Origin of the sequence: Neobacillus cucumis (assembly GCF_016908975.1) — a bacterium.
GTDB lineage: Bacteria > Bacillota > Bacilli > Bacillales > Cytobacillaceae > Neobacillus > Neobacillus cucumis.
Genome location: NZ_JAFBEX010000027.1, coordinates 1 through 16884 on the forward strand (window position 1 = coordinate 1; position 16884 = coordinate 16884).

The 16884-nt window shown below is 41.8% G+C and carries 14 protein-coding genes and 10 tRNA genes; 7 read left to right on the forward strand and 17 right to left on the reverse strand.

Going from position 1 to position 16884, the window contains the following annotated elements:
* Positions 1-94: 94 nt before the first annotated feature.
* The 11 genes from JOC76_RS24915 to JOC76_RS24965 form a co-directional block, all read right to left on the reverse strand.
* Positions 95-168, reverse strand: a tRNA-Gly gene (locus tag JOC76_RS24915).
* Positions 169-187: 19 nt separating this feature from the next.
* Positions 188-264, reverse strand: a tRNA-Pro gene (locus tag JOC76_RS24920).
* A gap of 7 nt (positions 265-271) precedes the next feature.
* Positions 272-348 (reverse strand) — tRNA-Arg (locus JOC76_RS24925).
* A gap of 58 nt (positions 349-406) precedes the next feature.
* Positions 407-492: transfer RNA gene (locus JOC76_RS24930), tRNA-Leu, on the reverse strand.
* A gap of 60 nt (positions 493-552) precedes the next feature.
* Positions 553-637, reverse strand: a tRNA-Leu gene (locus JOC76_RS24935).
* Between the two features lie 14 nt (positions 638-651).
* A tRNA-Lys gene (locus tag JOC76_RS24940) sits at positions 652-727 on the reverse strand.
* 153 nt (positions 728-880) lie between these two features.
* Positions 881-955, reverse strand: a tRNA-Gln gene (locus JOC76_RS24945).
* A 57-nt stretch (positions 956-1012) separates the two neighbouring features.
* Positions 1013-1084 (reverse strand) — tRNA-Glu (locus tag JOC76_RS24950).
* An 11-nt stretch (positions 1085-1095) separates the two neighbouring features.
* Positions 1096-1186, reverse strand: a tRNA-Ser gene (locus JOC76_RS24955).
* 7 nt (positions 1187-1193) lie between these two features.
* Positions 1194-1268: transfer RNA gene (locus tag JOC76_RS24960), tRNA-Asn, on the reverse strand.
* Positions 1269-1390: 122 nt separating this feature from the next.
* The gene (locus JOC76_RS24965) at positions 1391-1861 is read right to left on the reverse strand and encodes a SprT family protein (protein WP_205181516.1); all 471 of its coding nucleotides are present in this window, start codon (positions 1859-1861) and stop codon (positions 1391-1393) included.
* A gap of 98 nt (positions 1862-1959) precedes the next feature.
* Between JOC76_RS24965 and cmpA the strand changes: the two genes are divergently transcribed.
* Positions 1960-2073: a cortex morphogenetic protein CmpA gene (cmpA, locus tag JOC76_RS24970; protein ID WP_007083554.1), complete on the forward strand. Its 114-nt coding sequence runs from the start codon at positions 1960-1962 to the stop codon at positions 2071-2073.
* Between the two features lie 65 nt (positions 2074-2138).
* Here cmpA and JOC76_RS24975 read toward each other — a convergent pair whose 3' ends face one another.
* The 6 genes from JOC76_RS24975 to acpS all read right to left on the reverse strand — a co-directional run bounded on the left by JOC76_RS24975 (position 2139) and on the right by acpS (position 8871).
* On the reverse strand, positions 2139-4310 hold the full coding sequence (locus JOC76_RS24975) for a Tex family protein (protein ID WP_307784771.1): 2172 nt from the start codon (positions 4308-4310) through the stop codon (positions 2139-2141).
* A 350-nt stretch (positions 4311-4660) separates the two neighbouring features.
* Positions 4661-5011 carry a type II toxin-antitoxin system endoribonuclease NdoA gene (gene ndoA / locus JOC76_RS24980; protein ID WP_007083556.1) on the reverse strand — a complete coding sequence of 117 codons (351 nt, stop codon included), beginning with the start codon at positions 5009-5011 and terminating at the stop codon, positions 4661-4663.
* Positions 5012-5015: 4 nt separating this feature from the next.
* On the reverse strand, positions 5016-5297 hold the full coding sequence (locus JOC76_RS24985) for a CopG family ribbon-helix-helix protein (RefSeq protein ID WP_098531723.1): 282 nt from the start codon (positions 5295-5297) through the stop codon (positions 5016-5018).
* A 270-nt stretch (positions 5298-5567) separates the two neighbouring features.
* The gene (gene alr / locus JOC76_RS24990) at positions 5568-6731 is read right to left on the reverse strand and encodes an alanine racemase (RefSeq protein WP_205181519.1); all 1164 of its coding nucleotides are present in this window, start codon (positions 6729-6731) and stop codon (positions 5568-5570) included.
* A 157-nt stretch (positions 6732-6888) separates the two neighbouring features.
* On the reverse strand, positions 6889-7908 hold the full coding sequence (locus tag JOC76_RS24995) for a LolA family protein (protein WP_205181521.1): 1020 nt from the start codon (positions 7906-7908) through the stop codon (positions 6889-6891).
* Between the two features lie 615 nt (positions 7909-8523).
* Positions 8524-8871 (reverse strand): holo-ACP synthase, encoded by a 348-nt coding sequence (gene acpS / locus JOC76_RS25000; protein ID WP_205181523.1) that lies wholly within the window; start codon positions 8869-8871, stop codon positions 8524-8526.
* A 290-nt stretch (positions 8872-9161) separates the two neighbouring features.
* Between acpS and JOC76_RS25005 the strand changes: the two genes are divergently transcribed.
* The 6 genes from JOC76_RS25005 to menC all read left to right on the forward strand — a co-directional run bounded on the left by JOC76_RS25005 (position 9162) and on the right by menC (position 15690).
* Positions 9162-9686, forward strand: a complete 525-nt coding sequence (locus JOC76_RS25005) for a rhomboid family intramembrane serine protease (RefSeq protein ID WP_239557961.1) — start codon at positions 9162-9164, stop codon at positions 9684-9686.
* A gap of 248 nt (positions 9687-9934) precedes the next feature.
* Complete coding sequence (locus JOC76_RS25010) at positions 9935-10759, forward strand: MurR/RpiR family transcriptional regulator (RefSeq protein WP_239557962.1); 825 nt, start codon at positions 9935-9937, stop codon at positions 10757-10759.
* A gap of 26 nt (positions 10760-10785) precedes the next feature.
* Positions 10786-11919, forward strand: coding sequence for an amidohydrolase (locus tag JOC76_RS25015; protein ID WP_205181527.1), 1134 nt, complete (start codon positions 10786-10788; stop codon positions 11917-11919).
* 25 nt (positions 11920-11944) lie between these two features.
* Positions 11945-13426, forward strand: coding sequence for an amino acid permease (locus JOC76_RS25020; protein WP_205181528.1), 1482 nt, complete (start codon positions 11945-11947; stop codon positions 13424-13426).
* 307 nt (positions 13427-13733) lie between these two features.
* A complete protein-coding gene (locus JOC76_RS25025; protein ID WP_205181573.1) occupies positions 13734-14588 on the forward strand; it encodes a GNAT family N-acetyltransferase in 855 nt (284 codons plus the stop codon).
* On the forward strand, positions 14578-15690 hold the full coding sequence (gene menC / locus JOC76_RS25030; RefSeq protein ID WP_205181530.1) for an o-succinylbenzoate synthase: 1113 nt from the start codon (positions 14578-14580) through the stop codon (positions 15688-15690). The genes JOC76_RS25025 and menC overlap by 11 nt, the downstream gene beginning before the upstream one ends.
* Positions 15691-16884 lie beyond the last annotated feature (1194 nt).

A 16884-nucleotide genomic window follows, 5' to 3' on the forward strand; every position in this document is an offset into this window, starting at 1 on the left:
TGATTAGCTCATTTTGTTACGTTGGCTTCATTTCATAAGAAATGAATATTATTGTTTGTTGACGTTTTTGTTTGTTTAGTTTTCAAAGAACAATTGGAGCGGGTGATGGGAATCGAACCCACTACATCAGCTTGGAAGGCTGAGGTTTTACCAGTAAACTACACCCGCATAATATATGAAATTGAAATGGTCGGGAAGACAGGATTCGAACCTGCGACCCCTTGGTCCCAAACCAAGTGCTCTACCAAGCTGAGCTACTTCCCGTTATATATGGCGCGCCCGAAAGGAGTCGAACCCATAACCTTCTGATCCGTAGTCAGACGCTCTATCCAATTGAGCTACGGGCGCTTATCGAATGCAACTTTTAAAGTATATCAAAACCATTTTGGTTTGTCAAGAACTTTTTTGGTGCGGCCGAGAGGACTTGAACCTCCACGGGGTTGCCCCCACTAGGCCCTCAACCTAGCGCGTCTGCCATTCCGCCACGACCGCATGAATTAACAACAAAATTAATAATAACATCTTACATCGTTTGAATCAAGAGGAATTTATTGGTGCGGGTGAAGGGAGTCGAACCCCCACGCCTTGCGGCGCCAGATCCTAAGTCTGGTGCGTCTGCCAATTCCGCCACACCCGCATATTATAATCGAATGGTGAGCCATGAAGGACTCGAACCTTCGACCCTCTGATTAAAAGTCAGATGCTCTACCGACTGAGCTAATGGCTCGTAAGAGAATTGTTACCTAAACTTTATGTTTCGCCGGATGCCCACACCTCAGTAAGCTTATTCAAGCAGCAGCTCGGCGTGTGCCCTGACGCTGTTTCGTTGAAGCTTATTCGTTCGTGCTCTACCGACTGAGCTAATGGCTCATTTAAAAAATGGCTGGGCTAGCTGGATTTGAACCAACGCATGTCGCAGTCAAAGTGCGATGCCTTACCGCTTGGCTATAGCCCAATGTGATTTATTAGAGTAAGAAACAGGAAATGAATCAACGTCACTCCCCGTCCCTGATGACCCCTACGGGATTCGAACCCGTGTTACCGCCGTGAAAGGGCGGTGTCTTAACCGCTTGACCAAGGGGCCAAATATTTATATGGCGGAGAAGGAGGGATTTGAACCCTCGCGCCGGTCACCCGACCTACACCCTTAGCAGGGGCGCCTCTTCAGCCTCTTGAGTACTTCCCCATATAAATGGCTCCGCAGGTAGGACTCGAACCTACGACCGATCGGTTAACAGCCGATAGCTCTACCACTGAGCTACTGCGGAATAATCATTAATAATGCTTGTCTCTAAGACGTTTGCCCTGTCGACTCTTTACATTATAAAGACTTACAACTATAAAGTCAACATTATTTTTACATAAAAATTATAACCAAATTATGACTCCTTTATAATTCAATCTCTTTTATTTTTTTTAGTCTTCCCCTGCACTTCCCGCACACATACCTAGAAGTATTAATACTCCTCTTTCTTTGATAGGTCTGCTGACAGTCTGTGCATTGATATAGAAGAATTCTTGCCACTTTTCTTTTTGCTTTTCTTTCAGGCAGCTGATTGCAAAAACGGGGAGCGCCTACTCTCTTCAATAAAAGTTTAAAGTCCTGATCCTTGTGTTGATATCCTTTACCTTCTAGATGCAGATGATAATGGCAGAGTTCATGCTTAATGATGCCGATTAATTCTGTTTCACCAAGTTGTTCTAAATATTTTTTATTGATTTCAATATTATGGGTGCCTAAAAGATATCTTCCCCCTGTTGACCTTAGTCTGGGATTAAACACAGCTGTATGTTTAAACGGCCTACCAAAGAATTCAACAGAGATCTTTTCTACTAAAAATTGAAGTTCACGCTGCTCCATTTTTACTATTCCCCACTTTCTAACGAACGTGACAACCTATTATAGCATATATTGTATATACCTTTATTGATTGATGTACTTTTCGGGAGGTTTTCACTATGCCAACTTGGTTGCAAAACCAAATGAAAAGGGCTTTCTATGAGAAGGACCGCTATCAGATTAAGCTGTTAAACCAGTGCTGGTTTTTTTACAGAAAAAAACACTGCTCCTAAAAGCAGTGTCCCCTATTATTTTAGCGTCTCGCCCGAGTCCTCCTCGGGCAAGGTGCTTCCAATTCCTAGGATGGGGGCAGCATGGTCAAGGCTACACGGCCCTTTTTCATATCAACAGAGTCCACCCAAACGGTCACAACATCCCCTACGGAGACAATGTCCAATGGATGTTTCACAAAACGATTGCTAAGCTTAGAAATATGAACAAGCCCATCTTGCTTCACGCCAATATCCACAAATGCACCAAAGTCAACTACATTTCGGACTGTTCCTTGGAGTTCCATTCCAGCCTTTAAATCTTCTAACTTTAAGACATCTTTTTTCAAAAGGGGGCGAGGCAAATCGTCACGCGGATCTCTTTCAGGTCTTACTAGGGCATCAATAATATCCTTTAAGGTTAATTCCCCAATGGAGAGTTCCTCAGAAACAGATTTTAAATTAAGTCCTCCTAGCGCCGTTTTCAATTCTTCGGATCCTAAATCATTCACCGTCAAACCAAGACTTGTTAATAGCTTTTTCACTTCATCATAGTTTTCCGGATGAATCCCGGTCCGATCAAGAGGCTGCTTACCATCTAGCACACGTAGGAAACCGATGGCTTGTTCAAAGGTTTTTGCTCCCAGACGCGGAACCTTCTTTAATTCAGCTCTGCTCGTAAACTTTCCTTCTTCCTCTCGTTTTTTAACAATGTTATTGGCAGCTGTTTTGTTTAATCCTGCGACATACTGAAGCAGCGAAGAAGAGGCGGTATTCACATTAACCCCTACTCGGTTAACAGCTGTTTCTACTACGAAATGCAGTGATTCTGAAAGCTGCTTCTGGGAAACGTCATGCTGATATTGACCCACCCCTACTGATTTTGGATCGATTTTCACCAATTCAGCTAACGGATCCTGTAGGCGTCGCGCAATCGAAACGGCACTTCTTTCTTCCACCTGGAAATTTGGAAACTCTTCTCTAGCGAGGTCCGAAGCAGAGTAGACACTAGCACCTGCCTCATTGACGATTAAGTAAAAGATTTCTTCCTTCATTTCTTTTAGAATATCGGCGACAAATTGTTCGGTTTCCCTTGAAGCCGTCCCATTTCCGATTGCCGCCATTTCCACTTTATACTCACGCAGGATGTTAATAAACTTCTCACGTGCTTCCTTCGTTTTAGAAACAGGCGGGTGCGGATAAATGACATCAATCTTTAATACCTTCCCTGTTTCGTCAACGACTGCCAATTTACAGCCTGTCCGATATGCCGGGTCCACACCAATAACCACTTTCCCTTTTAACGGGGGCTGCAAAAGCAAATTACGCAGGTTTTCTGAAAATATATGTATCGCCTGCTCTTCCGCCTTCTCGGTTAACTCAGCACGAATTTCCCGCTCAATCGAAGGCTGAATCAATCGTTTATAACCGTCCTCAATCGCCTCTTGTACGAATGGGGCTGCCGGGGAATGCTGCGCACGTATCCATTTCCTTGATAGATAAGCCGTTATTAAATCAGCGTTCATCTTAATCGAAACACGTAATATATCTTCTTTTTCACCTCGGTTTAAAGCAAGAATCCGATGGGGAACTATTTTATTTACAGGCTCTTCATATTCATAGTACATTTCATAAACATTTTTCTCATCTTTTTCTGCATCTTTTACCGCTGATCCAACCGTGCCAGATTTAAACGTTTCTTTACGAATCCATTTGCGTCCCTCGGCATCATCAGATACCATTTCAGCGATGATGTCCTTGGCACCTGCAATAGCATCCTCAATGGTAAGGACTTGTTTTTCTTCCGATAGGAATTCTTTTGCCTTTTGTTCGATAGAATCTTTCGGAAAAGTCATCAACCAATCTGCAAAGGGTTCTAAACCTTTTTCTTTCGCCACAGTGGCCTTGGTTCTTCTTTTCTGTTTATACGGTCGGTAGAGGTCTTCTACCTCTTGGAGTTTTTCAGCCTTCGTAATAGCTTTACTTAGGTCATCGGTTAATTTCCCTTGTTCTTCTATGATACGGAGTACTTCTTCTTTCCTTTGCTCAAGGTTTTGGATGTACTGCCATCTTTCTAAGATCGACCGAATCTGAACTTCATCAAGGGCACCCGTCATTTCTTTTCGATAGCGGGCAATAAACGGAACCGTGTTTCCCTCATCCAGTAATGAAATAACACTTTTTACTTGTTTATAGGCGATTGAAAGCTCTGCTGCAATTTTGCCTAAGAGCTGATCATCTTTTACAGCTGTATCATTCACTAAGCAATCCTCCATCCTTTTTTCATTTCATTTTATCAAATTAAACTAAAGGTTTCATCCAAAGACCCTGTTATACTTGAATGTTGATTTCCGCTGCAGTCGCTCAGCAAACCCGCGGGCGTGCCGGGGAGCCTCCTCGACGCTGAAGCGTCTGCGAGGTCTCCCCTGCCCCGTACTCCCGCAGGAGTCGAGCGCCTTCCGCTCCAATCAACATTCTTAGAAAATCAACAATTACCTTTATCACAGTAATACAAAAAGAAAAGCAAGCTAGGAATAGCTTGCTTTTTAGCAGAAAATGAAGAGGCAGGATATGTATGAAAAAACGCTCTTTTAAAAGAGCGTGCTTTAAACTAGAATTCGATGAGACCTAAACTTACCTGTAGGGCTTCATCCACTTTTTCCATCATTTCGTCATCGAGATGGGTGATTTTATCGGTTAACCGCTGCTTATCTATTGTACGAATTTGCTCTAGCAGAATGACCGAGTCACGTTCAAATCCGTAGCGCTTCGCATCAATTTCGACATGAGTAGGAAGCTTTGCTTTTTGAATTTGAGCTGTAATCGCTGCAACAATCACGGTGGGACTAAACCGATTCCCGATGTCGTTTTGGATGACAAGTACAGGTCGGACGCCGCCTTGTTCAGAACCAACAACTGGGGATAGGTCCGCAAAATAAACGTCACCACGCTTGACAATCAAAGGATTATCCTCCGCTTACAAGACGTTCAACTGTGTGTTCTGCCTCATATTCTGCTAAAAATGCTTCTGATGCAATCCTAAGATTAATCTTTGCCATTTCCATGTATCCACGTCTCATCGACTCGCGAATTTGTCTCTTTTTCCGTTCGCGTAAATACATTTTTGTTGCTTGGTAAATGAACTCACTCCGGTTTACATTTTCCTGTTTAACGAAGCCATCTAACTCCGTTAAAAGATGTTGCGGTAACTTTACTAAGATTTCCGTAGTTGCGCCAGTTTCAGACACAAACATACACCTCCACCATCACTACACACCATTTTTATCTAACCAGAATTACATTCTGATGCTTAAATTTAACTGCACTTCTGTTTACGCCCCTCGTATTCATCCGCGAGTTTTAAATTTAATATCTGTACCATATTTAATAATAACACTAATCAAGCCCAATTCATAGACTAAATATAATTCTACTGTATTATAAGCCAATAAAAGATGCTTTTATGCACAATTTACCGCAATATCATAAATATGTGCAAATTTCTTTATTTACTCCTGTTAATTGTGAAGAAGGCCATTTTTTACTTCGACAATTTTACCATCTTTTTTATAAATGCGTGGAACACGATTGGCAATCATACAGGGAACTTCATAATTGATCGTTTCAAGTTTTGCCGCTACCTCATTAACAGAAATGAATTGATCTCCTTGCCCGCCCATTAACGTGACAATGGTTCCCACGGGTAAATTAGAAGGTAAACGTACCATACACTGGTCCATACAAATCCTTCCGACGATTGGTGCACGTTGTCCATCCACTAACACTTCTTGACCCTGGAGCTTCCGAATCCATCCATCAGCATAGCCAATTGGAAGAGTGCCAATCCATTCACCCTCTTTGCCTTCATAGGTCGCTCCATAGCTAACCTTATCCCCTTTATTTAGCTGCTTCACATGGACAAGCCTTGTTTTTAGTGAAATAGCCTCTTTCAAAGGAAATGGAATTTCTTTTTCCATTGCAAGAGAAGGTGTTAATCCATACATGGCGATACCAAGCCTGACAGCATTAAAATAGGCATTAGGAAATCTAATGGCAGCAGCACTGTTACTCGTATGGATATATTTAGGCCGTTTGGTTAAAACCTTTAATAAATCCTCAAATAAGGCTAATTGCTGTTGGAAGTAACGAATATCTAATTCGTCAGCCGTAGCAAAATGAGTAAAGATTCCTTCAAAAATAAACCGTGGATCGGCTAAAATAAATTGTTCCACGGTTGATAATTCCTCGCCGCTGCGAACACCAATTCTCCCCATCCCCGTATCAACTTTGATGTGAAGGGGAACTTTGTCACCTTCTGCTAGATGTGTTTGGGCTTCTTGAAGCCATTCCTTCTGAAAGACTGTTAGGGTTATCTTAAACTTGGCGGCAATTTGAACATCTTCAGGCCTTGTTGCGCCTAAAACCAAAATAGGAGCTTGAATTCCTTTTTGCCTTAACGCTATCGCTTCATCCATAAAAGCTACCGCAAGATAGCTTGCTCCAGCTGATAGAGCCGTTTGGGCCACTTCCACATCCCCATGACCGTAAGCATTCGCTTTGACGACCGCCATAATCTCGACGTGTTCTGATAAATGTTTTTTTACAGCCGCAACATTTTCAGCAATACAATCCAAATCCACTTCTGCCCAAGTATCTCGATAAAAAGAACCTTGCATTACCATCGTTCCACTTCCTAATTAAATTACATTTTTATATTGTACCACAAAATTATATTATGATTTTTTTACGTCCGGCGAACCCTATACAAAAATATGATACTACTTTTTCCGCTTACATACCAAAAAAACAGGCACAGGGCCTGTTTTTTAAATTTCATTATTATTTTACAGAATCACCTTGAACGGATTTGGCTATTTCAACCATTTCATTCTTAGTCAGTTTTTTTGAGGCAATCATATAATCAATACCGCCTTGTGACCAAGACAATGAATGATCATTAAGCGCCCCAATCGTTGCACCTAAATCCACGATATCCCCTTCCATAAGGGCTGGAGTGGCCGAAGCAACTTTAGCCGCTACTTTTTCCTGAACAAGTGTAAAAGGTTTTTTACCGTCATAAGTAAGAACAACTCGCTTACCATCTTCAATCTTTACCGTCTTTTCTTCCAGCAGCTTGGTTCCTTTTAACTCATATGTTGGGTACATGACGGAGAAAGATTGATCTTTGCTCTTTCCTTCGGCCATTGCAGGCAGGTTTAGCTGAGCCCGAGTCATATTCTTTTTCATATCAAAATCAGCGTTATTTAAATCAGCATTAAACTTCACCTTCGAAAACTCAACGGTCACAAGGGTGTTACGATCTGGATCCATCACTTTTACTACAGCAGGCGATAAATCACTTTTATTCAACTTAATTTCTTGAAATGGAAGCATACTATTGTTTTGATACCGTGTCTTCGTTTCAAAAATATAATAGTCTTTTGTGGATGTAAACTTAGCTTCTTTATCCGCCACAATATCCTTTATTAAGGATTCATACAAATAAGCCTGGCTGCTATTTTGCGGCCAATCACTTTGGAAGCGGAAGCTCTTATTTAATGCCGGTGTAAGAACAAAGACGCCTTCTTTATTTCTTAAGATCATCTGGCTTTGGTCTTTTTCAGCATTTTTTAAATTAACGCGGTAAAACGTAGGATCTTTATGCCAGATTTCAACGTTGTAAACCTGCGAATCCGAACCCATTTTTAGCGTCATTTTCGCATTCACTTTATAGCTTGTTAAATCGCTCTGCTTACTCCTTAATTCTTTTACCACATCATCTTGTGATTTAGAACCACAGGCAGCTAGTACGAAAATAACCATTAGCCCAGTCAGTAGCAAGAAAAACTTTTTCCTCATTCCTTCAACCCCTTCTTGTCTCATTTCATATGATTATCAAAGAAGAGAAAGGCAGGAATCAGGCCTTATAAACCATAGCTGACCTTGTCTCTCCTATTTCCCTATGAATATATGAGACAACCATGGGGATTATTCTTCCAAAGAGCAAAATTGAAAATGAAGCACATTAACTAAGAGTTGCAACTAAAAAATTAAAATGTGTCAGAAAGTATCCAACCCTTTCGTGACTTTTCTTGCCTTATCCGAGAGTAGCGCATTCTCATCCACGAGTATTCGCACCTCATCCGCGAGTTACCAACCCTTTCGTGACTTTTCTTGCCTTATCCGAGAGTAGCTCATTCTCATCCGCGAGTATCCGCACCCCATCCGAGAGTTACCAACCCTTTCGTGACTTTTCTCGCCTTATCCGAGAGTAGCTCATTCTCATCCGCGAGTATCCGCACCTCATCCGCGAGTTACCAACCCTTTCGTGACTTTTCTCACCTTATCCGAGAGTAGCTCATTCTCATCCGAGAGTATCCGCACCTCATTCGAGAGTACCGCATATTCATCCGTGAATATCCACACCTCATCCGAGAGTAACTTCTCCTTAAGATTCTTAATTCAAGCCAGCATCTAATACTCAATCACTACCTGTGCAACAGCGTATTCCCTACTATGAGAGATAGACAAATGTGCTTGAACATCAGGTTTTGTAAAGAAGGGTTTTCCAGACAGATCGATTTCAATTTCAATATCTAAAAAGGATAGCTCTGTTCCAATTCCAGTACCAAATGCCTTGGAAAAGGCTTCTTTTGCAGCAAATCTCCCCGCTAAAAACTCCACTTTTCTCGCATCCGATAAATCTTCAAACATGTTCTTTTCATTTTCAGTTAAAATTCGGTCAACTAACTTTCTTTGCCTGCTGATGATTTCCCGAACTCTTTTCAGCTCTATAATATCAATGCCAATTCCTTTAATCATGGTTTATCATCCTTCTATTTAATTTACAATTTGCATAATAGTGTACAAGACCACAAAACGGTTTAAGCTATAACGGAAAGGGGGTTTTGTCCATTTTTACAAGAACGGAAAGCTTTCGTGAATTTATCTTCTACTATCCGATGGTCTCTCTGATCGTATCGATACACATCATATTATATCTTTTAACCATTCTTCCCATATTCCCAAACAACTGGTTCTTCGTCAATTTTTCGGGAGTTAATCTTTATATAATGGAAGGAGAAGTTTGGAGACTGATTACCCCAACATTTATGCATAGCGGTTTTTCTCATATGCTGTTTAATAGTTTTTCCCTCATTCTATTTGGTCCAGCGCTGGAACGGATGCTCGGAAGCGGCAAATTTTTATTCGTTTACCTCTTCTCTGGTATTATTGCCAATCTGGCCACATTACTGTTAGAGCCGTTAACCTATACACATGTTGGATCAAGCGGGGCGATCTTTGGGCTTTTTGGCTATTATATTGCGATTATTATTTTTAGGAAGAAAATGATGTCGCAGCAAAATGCGCAAATTATTCTTATTCTCAGTGCAGTCAGCATCATCATGACCTTCCTGCAGCCAAATATCAATATTATCGCCCATTTGTTTGGGTTACTAGGAGGCTTACTATTAGGAGCGATCCCCTATTTTACTAAAAAGGATCTATCTGATTCAATCCACACCACCGCCTCTTGGGCCAGCAGCCAAAGGAAAAATATCTCCTTCCAATCCCCGGTTAAGGTGCTGATTTGGGCGATGATTATTATCTTGGCTATTCTAGGTTTTTGGAAATAAGTTAAGTGACAGGGAGTAAACCACTTCATTCGGGCTGCTCCCTGTTTTTCTATTAGGAAAAAAGTTTCTTTACCTACAATATATCCCATCCTAGGCATAAAAAAATATCGATAAATCATCTTTAAATTCATATTTATTTATGATAATGTATAAAAATGAAAAGTATTCACTGCACCATTTGAACAAAGTGAAGGATTTCCTTCTTTTTCGGAAGGGTTGATTATATGGAACATCTTCCTTTTAAACAATTGGTTAAGGATCAATTTAAAGGACTATCGACGGGGCAAAAAAAGGTTGCGAACTACCTCATGGAAAACTTAGATAAGGCAGCCTTCCAAACGGCCTTTCAAATTGGAAAGCAGGCATCAGTCAGCGAAACAACTGTTATTCGCCTTTCCTATGCATTAGGTTTTCAAAGCTTTAGTCAAATGCAGGAGCGTATTCAACGGCAAATGTTATTACAGAACCAAGCCGCCGCATCATCTGCTGATTTGCTTCCATCCAGTGACCAACATGTTTTTAAAAAGGTAATAGAAAACCAGGTTGATATCCTAAGAAATTTATTAGATTCTGCTAACATCCAAGAGATTTGGAAGGCTGTTGATGTATTAATCCAAGCAGACCAAATCTTAATTTCCGGTCATCGGATTTCACATGCAGCAGCTTATTGGTTTTCTTACATGCTGAGTACGATCCGAAACCAAGTAAATCTAAGTTCTACATCAGGTGATTTTTTCGAAAAGTTTTGTAATCTGACGAAACAATCTGTCGTGGTTGTTTTCTCTTTTCCCCGTTATTCCCATGAAACAATAAAGATTGCGGAATGTGCTGTGGAAAATGGGATTACCTTGATTTCCATAACCGACCGTCTTCTCTCTCCTGTTGGCAGGATTTCTGACATTGTCCTTACGACAGAGGAAAATGCTGAAACCGGCACAAATTCCATTGCATCGGTGATTAGTTTATTAGACTTAGTTATCGAAGGAATTCAACAGAAAGATAAGGAACGCATATCAGCATACCAACAAAAACTTGAACAGCTTTATTCAACCTTTCAAGTTTTTAATGAATAGATTTGTAGTTTAAGAGGTGAACATGGATGAATCCACTAGAATTCATCGATCAACATAAAGATGACTTACTAAAAACCTACCAAGACCTTCACGCCCTGGCAGAGCCAAGCTGGGAGGAAGAAAAAACATCCGGCTACATAGCAGAAAAGCTACAAACAGCTGGTTTCAAAGTTAAAAGGTATAAGGGCCATTATGGGATAACGGCAGAAATCCCTGGAATTTCCGATCAAATCATAGCACTGCGGGCGGATATGGATGCATTGGTCCAAGAAGTGAACGGTGTGGTTAGACCTAATCATTCATGTGGTCATGATGGACACAGTACGATGGTCCTTTATACAGCACTGGCATTAGCTGAAAGTGGTCTAAAGCCAAAGCATACATTGAGATTTATTTTTCAGCCTGCTGAAGAAAAAGGAGAAGGCGCGCTAAAAATGATGGAGGATGGTGCACTGGAGAATGTCAGCTTGTTGTTTGGCACTCATGTACGGCCAGTTAGTGAACTTCCATATATGAAAGCCTCTCCTGTAATTATCCATGGGGCAGCTGGGACGATTCGGGGCATCATAAAAGGACGACAAGCACATGCAGCCCGGCCAAACGAGGGAATCAATGTGATTGAGGCAGCATCCCTTTTGGTACAAGCTTTAAAAGAAATTGAATTGCAAACAGAAGTTCCCTACTCGATTAAGATGACACAACTGACAACAGAAAACGATTCAACAAATGTCATTCCTGAAACAGCGCATTTTGCTCTCGATGTAAGGGCACAATCTAATGAAGTAATGAACGAGCTAAAAACTAGCGCTATGGCCGCAATGAACTTGGCCGCGGAACAAACAGGAGCATCCTTCACCTGGTCTATGGAGGCATTTGTTCCTGCCGCAGTACAAAACGAACGTGCGATGGAAATGGCACAAAGGGCGATTTGTGAGATCCTCGGCAAAGAAAATGCCGTTCCGGTCTGTATCTCTCAAGGCGCTGAAGATTTCCATTTTTACACCGCTAAAAATCCAGGTCTAGCCGCTACCATGATTGGTTTGGGCTGTGGATTAACGCCCGGATTACATCATCCGGAAATGAAGTTCAAACTAGATGCGTTGATTTATGGAACAAAAATTTTAACTCAAACCTTGTTAACAGCATTGCAAGATATATAAAAAACAATTAGGAGAGTTGTTTGTAATGGAAAATACAGCACGTAAAATAGATACCACCATTGAGCAGACTAAAGCCCAAGAACCATTAGAAAGAAAGCTAAAGACAAGACACTTATCAATGATTGCCATAGGCGGAACAATCGGTACTGGATTATTTTTAGCAAGTGGCGCCACCATTGCGGATGCGGGCCCTGGCGGAGCTCTTGCTGCCTACTTAATCGCAGGTATTATGGTTTATTTTATTATGACAAGCTTAGGTGAAATGTCAGCATTTATTCCTATCACAGGCTCGTTCAGCACGTACTCTGACCGATTTGTCGATCCTGCTTTAGGTTTCGCGGTTGGCTGGAATTACTGGTATAACAACGCCATTATTGTCGCGCTTGAGCTATCAGCTTCCTCCTTGATTATGAAATATTGGTTTCCGCATGTTCCAGGAATAATCTGGAGTGCAATTTTCCTTGTCTTAATTTTCGCCTTAAATATTTTATCGGTAAAAGGCTATGGAGAATCGGAATTTTGGTTTTCCATTATTAAAGTAGCTACAATCATTATTTTTATTGTATTAGGTCTTTTAATGATTTTCGGAATTATGAAGGGTCATACAGGTGGATTCGACAACTTTACAAAGGGTGAAGCACCATTTAAAGGCGGCTTCTTGTCGATCTTGAGTGTCTTTATGATTGTAGGATTTGCATTCCAAGGTACGGAACTTGTCGGGGTTGCCGCCGGTGAAAGTGAAAATCCTGAAAAAAATATGCCTAAAGCCATTAAACAAATCTTCTGGAGAATTTTATTATTCTACGTTTTAGCGATTTTTGTCATTGGCTGTTTAGTAAGTTATAAAGATCCATTATTATTAAGCACAGATGTGAAAGATGTAGCCGTAAGTCCATTTACACTTGTTTTTAAAAATGCTGGTCTTGCTTTTGCAGCAGCCTTAATGAATACCGTTATTCTTACAGCTGTACTCTCTGCAGGAAACTCTGCCCTATATGCTGCTTCCCGTGTGTTATGGGTACTTGCTAAAGAAGGAAAAGCTCCTGCTTTCTTAAAGAAAGTAAGTAAAAAAGGTCTGCCAACGAATGCTTTGTTATTATCAACCTTGATTGGTATGTTATGCTTCTTAACCTCCCTGTTTGGTGATGGTACCGTTTATGGCTGGTTATTAAATGCTTCCGGTTTAGCAGGATTTTTATCATGGTTAGGTATTTCTATTTCTCACTACCGCTTCCGTAAGGCGTATGTTGCACAAGGAAGAAGTTTAGCGGACCTACCATACGTTGCAAAATGGTTCCCACTAGGACCAATCATTGCAATTGTTTTATGCTTAGTAGCTGTCTTTGGACAAAATTTTGGCGCCTTCTTTGGTCCAAAAATTGATTGGTATGGTGCATTGGTTTCCTATATCGGCCTGCCACTCTTCCTATTAGCTTATTTTGGCTACAAGGTTGTGAAAAAGACCAAACTGGTTGCCTTACAAGACGTGGATTTCAGCCGCGAATAGTATAAGAAAAGCGCAAGGTGCTTAGATTTCGGCGACAAGCACAAGACGAGCCCGCCGAAAGGTTGTTCTTTAACCTTTTGGTCGGATTGACTTAAATGTGGAGGCGACTGCCCTGGGACTCTAGACTAAGACGTACTCTGCAAGAAGGCGCTCTTTGCCTTCTTCAGGGGGTGGCTTAGGCTTTGAGTCCCAAGGAGCCGCAACTGGATACGCTTGTGACCTCGAGCCGATGGCGCCTGGAGCTGGACAATTCTCGAAGTCGAAATTTATACTTTCTTATTTCTTAAAAAAGGGGGAATTGACATTGATGACAAAAGAAATTGAAATTCGTTCCCTATATACGATTGAAGAGCTAGAAGATGTACGCAGACTCGAAAGTAAAATTTGGGGTGAGTCTGACTCCATCCCCACACACCAAACCATTACCGCCGTCAAAAACGGCGGTTTAGTGCTTGGTGCCTTTTACGAGGGACAGCTAATTGCGTTTCAATATAGCTTCCCTGGTTTTAACGGTCAGTCCGTCTACCTATGCTCTCATATATTAGGAACAGATGAACAATATCGCAATAAAGGGATCGGCGAAAAGCTAAAACAGGCTCAGCGCGACGAGGCGCTAAAGCTTGGTTACTCCCTTATTACTTGGACATATGATCCACTTGAAAGTATTAATGGCTATTTAAATATTGGGAAACTTGGGGGTGTAGTCTCCACTTATCTTCCAAACTGTTACGGGGAGATGGAAGACTTATTAAACAGCGGACTCCCTACAGATCGCTTTCTTGTGGAATGGCATATTCGTCATGGACAGCCTAGTGATCCTTTTGGAAACAAATATGATGAAGACTTTTGTTTAGCAAACTCACTTTTACAGTGGTCTATCAATGATAAAGGGCTTCCTGTTGTATTGCCTCTTACATATGAAGGTTTACAAAATGATAACCGTATTTTTGTACCGATTCCTAAAAACTTCCGGACGATTCGAGAAACGAATTTGGAATTGGCCACTGACTGGCGCATGCAAACACGGCAAGTTTTTACAGAAAAGTTTGCGGAAGGATGGCAGGTCGGCGGTTTTAAAAAAATCAGCAATCCGGATATTCCGGTAAATTTCTATATTCTTACTAGATGTGCACTTAAGGGAGATTTTTGTAATGAAGATTAAACAAGTCATTTTAAGGCATCTGAAGCTTGATTTACTCCATCCTTTTACAACAAGCTTTGGAACCGAATATGATAAGGACTTTATTTTGGTAGAAGTAAAAAATGAGGACGGGCTTTCTGGATGGGCAGAATCGGTTGCGATGCTCGACCCCCTTTATAATGAAGAAACAGTTAAAACCAATTGGCATATCCTAGAGGACTATTTAATTCCGATTGTCTTAAAAAATGAAATCCAGCATCCTGATGAACTTTTTGAAAAATTCTTTGCCCATTTGCGCGGAAATTATATGGCGAAAGCAGCCATTGAAGGTGCGGTTTGGGACTTATATGCCAAAGAACATAATCTCTCTCTATCTGCTGCTCTTGGCGGCGAACGGTCTAAAATTGATGTTGGCGTCAGCATTGGAATTAAGGACTCCATAGAAGAAACGGTGGAAACGATTGGCGAACGCCTTTCGGAGGGCTATAAGCGGGTTAAATTGAAAATCAGGCCGGGCTGGGATGTCGAGTTAATTGACCGCGTTCGGCAGGCATATCCTGATATCCCGTTGATGGCTGATGCTAATTCAGCCTATACCCTCGATGACATGGACCGATTGGTCGCTTTAGATGATTATAATTTGATGATGATTGAACAGCCTTTAGCTCATAACGATATTATTGATCACGCTGACTTGCAGGCTAGGATGAAAACGGCTATTTGTTTAGATGAGAGTATCCATTCTGTTGAGGATGCACGCAAGGCACTAAAGCTTGGCAGCTGTAAAATCATTAATATCAAGATTGGTCGTGTTGGCGGGTTAACGGAAGCGCGGAAACTGCATGACTTTTGCCAGGCTAATGATATCCCTGTTTGGTGTGGGGGGATGCTTGAATCTGGCGTCGGTCGTGCCCACAATATTGCGATTACCTCTCTGCCAAACTTTACTCTGCCAGGTGACACGGCTGCTTCTTCGCTTTATTGGGCGGAGGATATTATTGAGCCAGCGGTAACAGTTGAGAACGGGATGATTACGATTCCGACTACGCCAGGGATTGGTTATGAGGTTAGTTTAGAAAAGGTTAATAAGTATACGATTTATAGTCGGACTTATCGTGGTTAAGTTTAGCGCCCTTCATAATGTTATGGAGGGCGCTTTTTTTTGAGTTGTGTCTGCCAGGGGTGCCTCTCTTAGAGCTTATTGAGGACAGTTTGATTCAAGATTTTGATGGAAGTGTCTTCTATTGGGCTTCTTGAAGACAAAATTCTGCTAGATTCCGGTGAAACTGTCTTCTATTGAGCTTCTTGAAGACAAGATTCAACGAGTTTCCAGGCAAACTGTCCTCTATCAGGCTTCTTGAAGACAAAATTCTGCTAGATTCCGGTGAAACTGTCTTCTATTGAAGTCAAGTCCACTAAATTGTGTAAAAGTGTCTACAATGATTATCAACTATTAAGAACAACTTAGTGTAGTGAACTATAATTTACTTTGGAAAGCTCTGCGTGATTTTTGGCTTGAGCTGTCCGAACCTGGCTTAACTTTGGAAAGCTCTGCGTGATTTTTGGCTTGAGCTGTCCGAACTTGGCTAGACTTCGGACTACTCCGCGTGATCTCTAGCTTGAGCTGTCCGAACTTGGCTAGACTTCGGACTACTCCGCGTGATCTCTAGCTTGAGCTGTCCGAACTTGGCTAGACTTCGGACTACTCCGCGTGATTTTTGGCCTGAGCTGTCCGAACTCGGCTTAACTTCGAACAGTTCCACGTGATTGTTGGCTTGAGCTGTCCGAACCTGGCTTAACTTCGGACAGCTCTACTTAATTTCTGCCTTGAGCTGTCCGAACTTGGCTAGACTTCGGACTACTCCGCGTGATCTCTAGCTTGAGCTGTCCGAACTTGGCTAGACTTCGGACAGTTCCGCGTGATTTTTGGCTTGAGCTGTCCGAACTCGGCTTAACTTCGGACAGTTCCACGTGATTGTTGGCTTGAGCTGTCCGAACCTGGCTTAACTTCGGACAGCTCTGCGTAATTTCTGCCTTGAGCTGTCCGAACTTGGTTTAACTTCGGACAGTTCCGCGTGATTTTTGGCTTGAGCTGTCCGAACCTGGCTTAACTTTGGACAGCTCTGCGTAATTTCTGCCTTGAGCTGTCCGAACTTGGCTAGACTTCGGACTACTCCGCGTGATCTCTAGCTTGAGCTGTCCGAACTTGGCTAGACTTCGGACTACTCCGCGTGATCTCTAGCTTGAGCTGTCCGAACTTGGCTAGACTTCGGACTACTCCGTGTGATTTCTGCCTTGAGCTGTCCGAACCTCTATT

Bases quoted from the DNA above. Each gene is read 5' to 3' on its own strand.
- JOC76_RS24965 (WP_205181516.1), bottom strand. From the start codon at position 1,861: ATGGAGCAGCGTGAACTTCAATTTTTAGTAGAAAAGATCTCTGTTGAA.
- cmpA (WP_007083554.1), top strand. From the start codon at position 1,960: ATGCCAACTTGGTTGCAAAACCAAATGAAAAGGGCTTTCTATGAGAAG.
- alr (WP_205181519.1), bottom strand. From the start codon at position 6,731: ATGGTAATGCAAGGTTCTTTTTATCGAGATACTTGGGCAGAAGTGGAT.
- JOC76_RS24995 (WP_205181521.1), bottom strand. From the start codon at position 7,908: ATGAGGAAAAAGTTTTTCTTGCTACTGACTGGGCTAATGGTTATTTTC.
- acpS (WP_205181523.1), bottom strand. From the start codon at position 8,871: ATGATTAAAGGAATTGGCATTGATATTATAGAGCTGAAAAGAGTTCGG.
- JOC76_RS25005 (WP_239557961.1), top strand. From the start codon at position 9,162: ATGCATAGCGGTTTTTCTCATATGCTGTTTAATAGTTTTTCCCTCATT.
- JOC76_RS25015 (WP_205181527.1), top strand. From the start codon at position 10,786: ATGAATCCACTAGAATTCATCGATCAACATAAAGATGACTTACTAAAA.
- JOC76_RS25020 (WP_205181528.1), top strand. From the start codon at position 11,945: ATGGAAAATACAGCACGTAAAATAGATACCACCATTGAGCAGACTAAA.
- JOC76_RS25025 (WP_205181573.1), top strand. From the start codon at position 13,734: ATGACAAAAGAAATTGAAATTCGTTCCCTATATACGATTGAAGAGCTA.
- menC (WP_205181530.1), top strand. From the start codon at position 14,578: ATGAAGATTAAACAAGTCATTTTAAGGCATCTGAAGCTTGATTTACTC.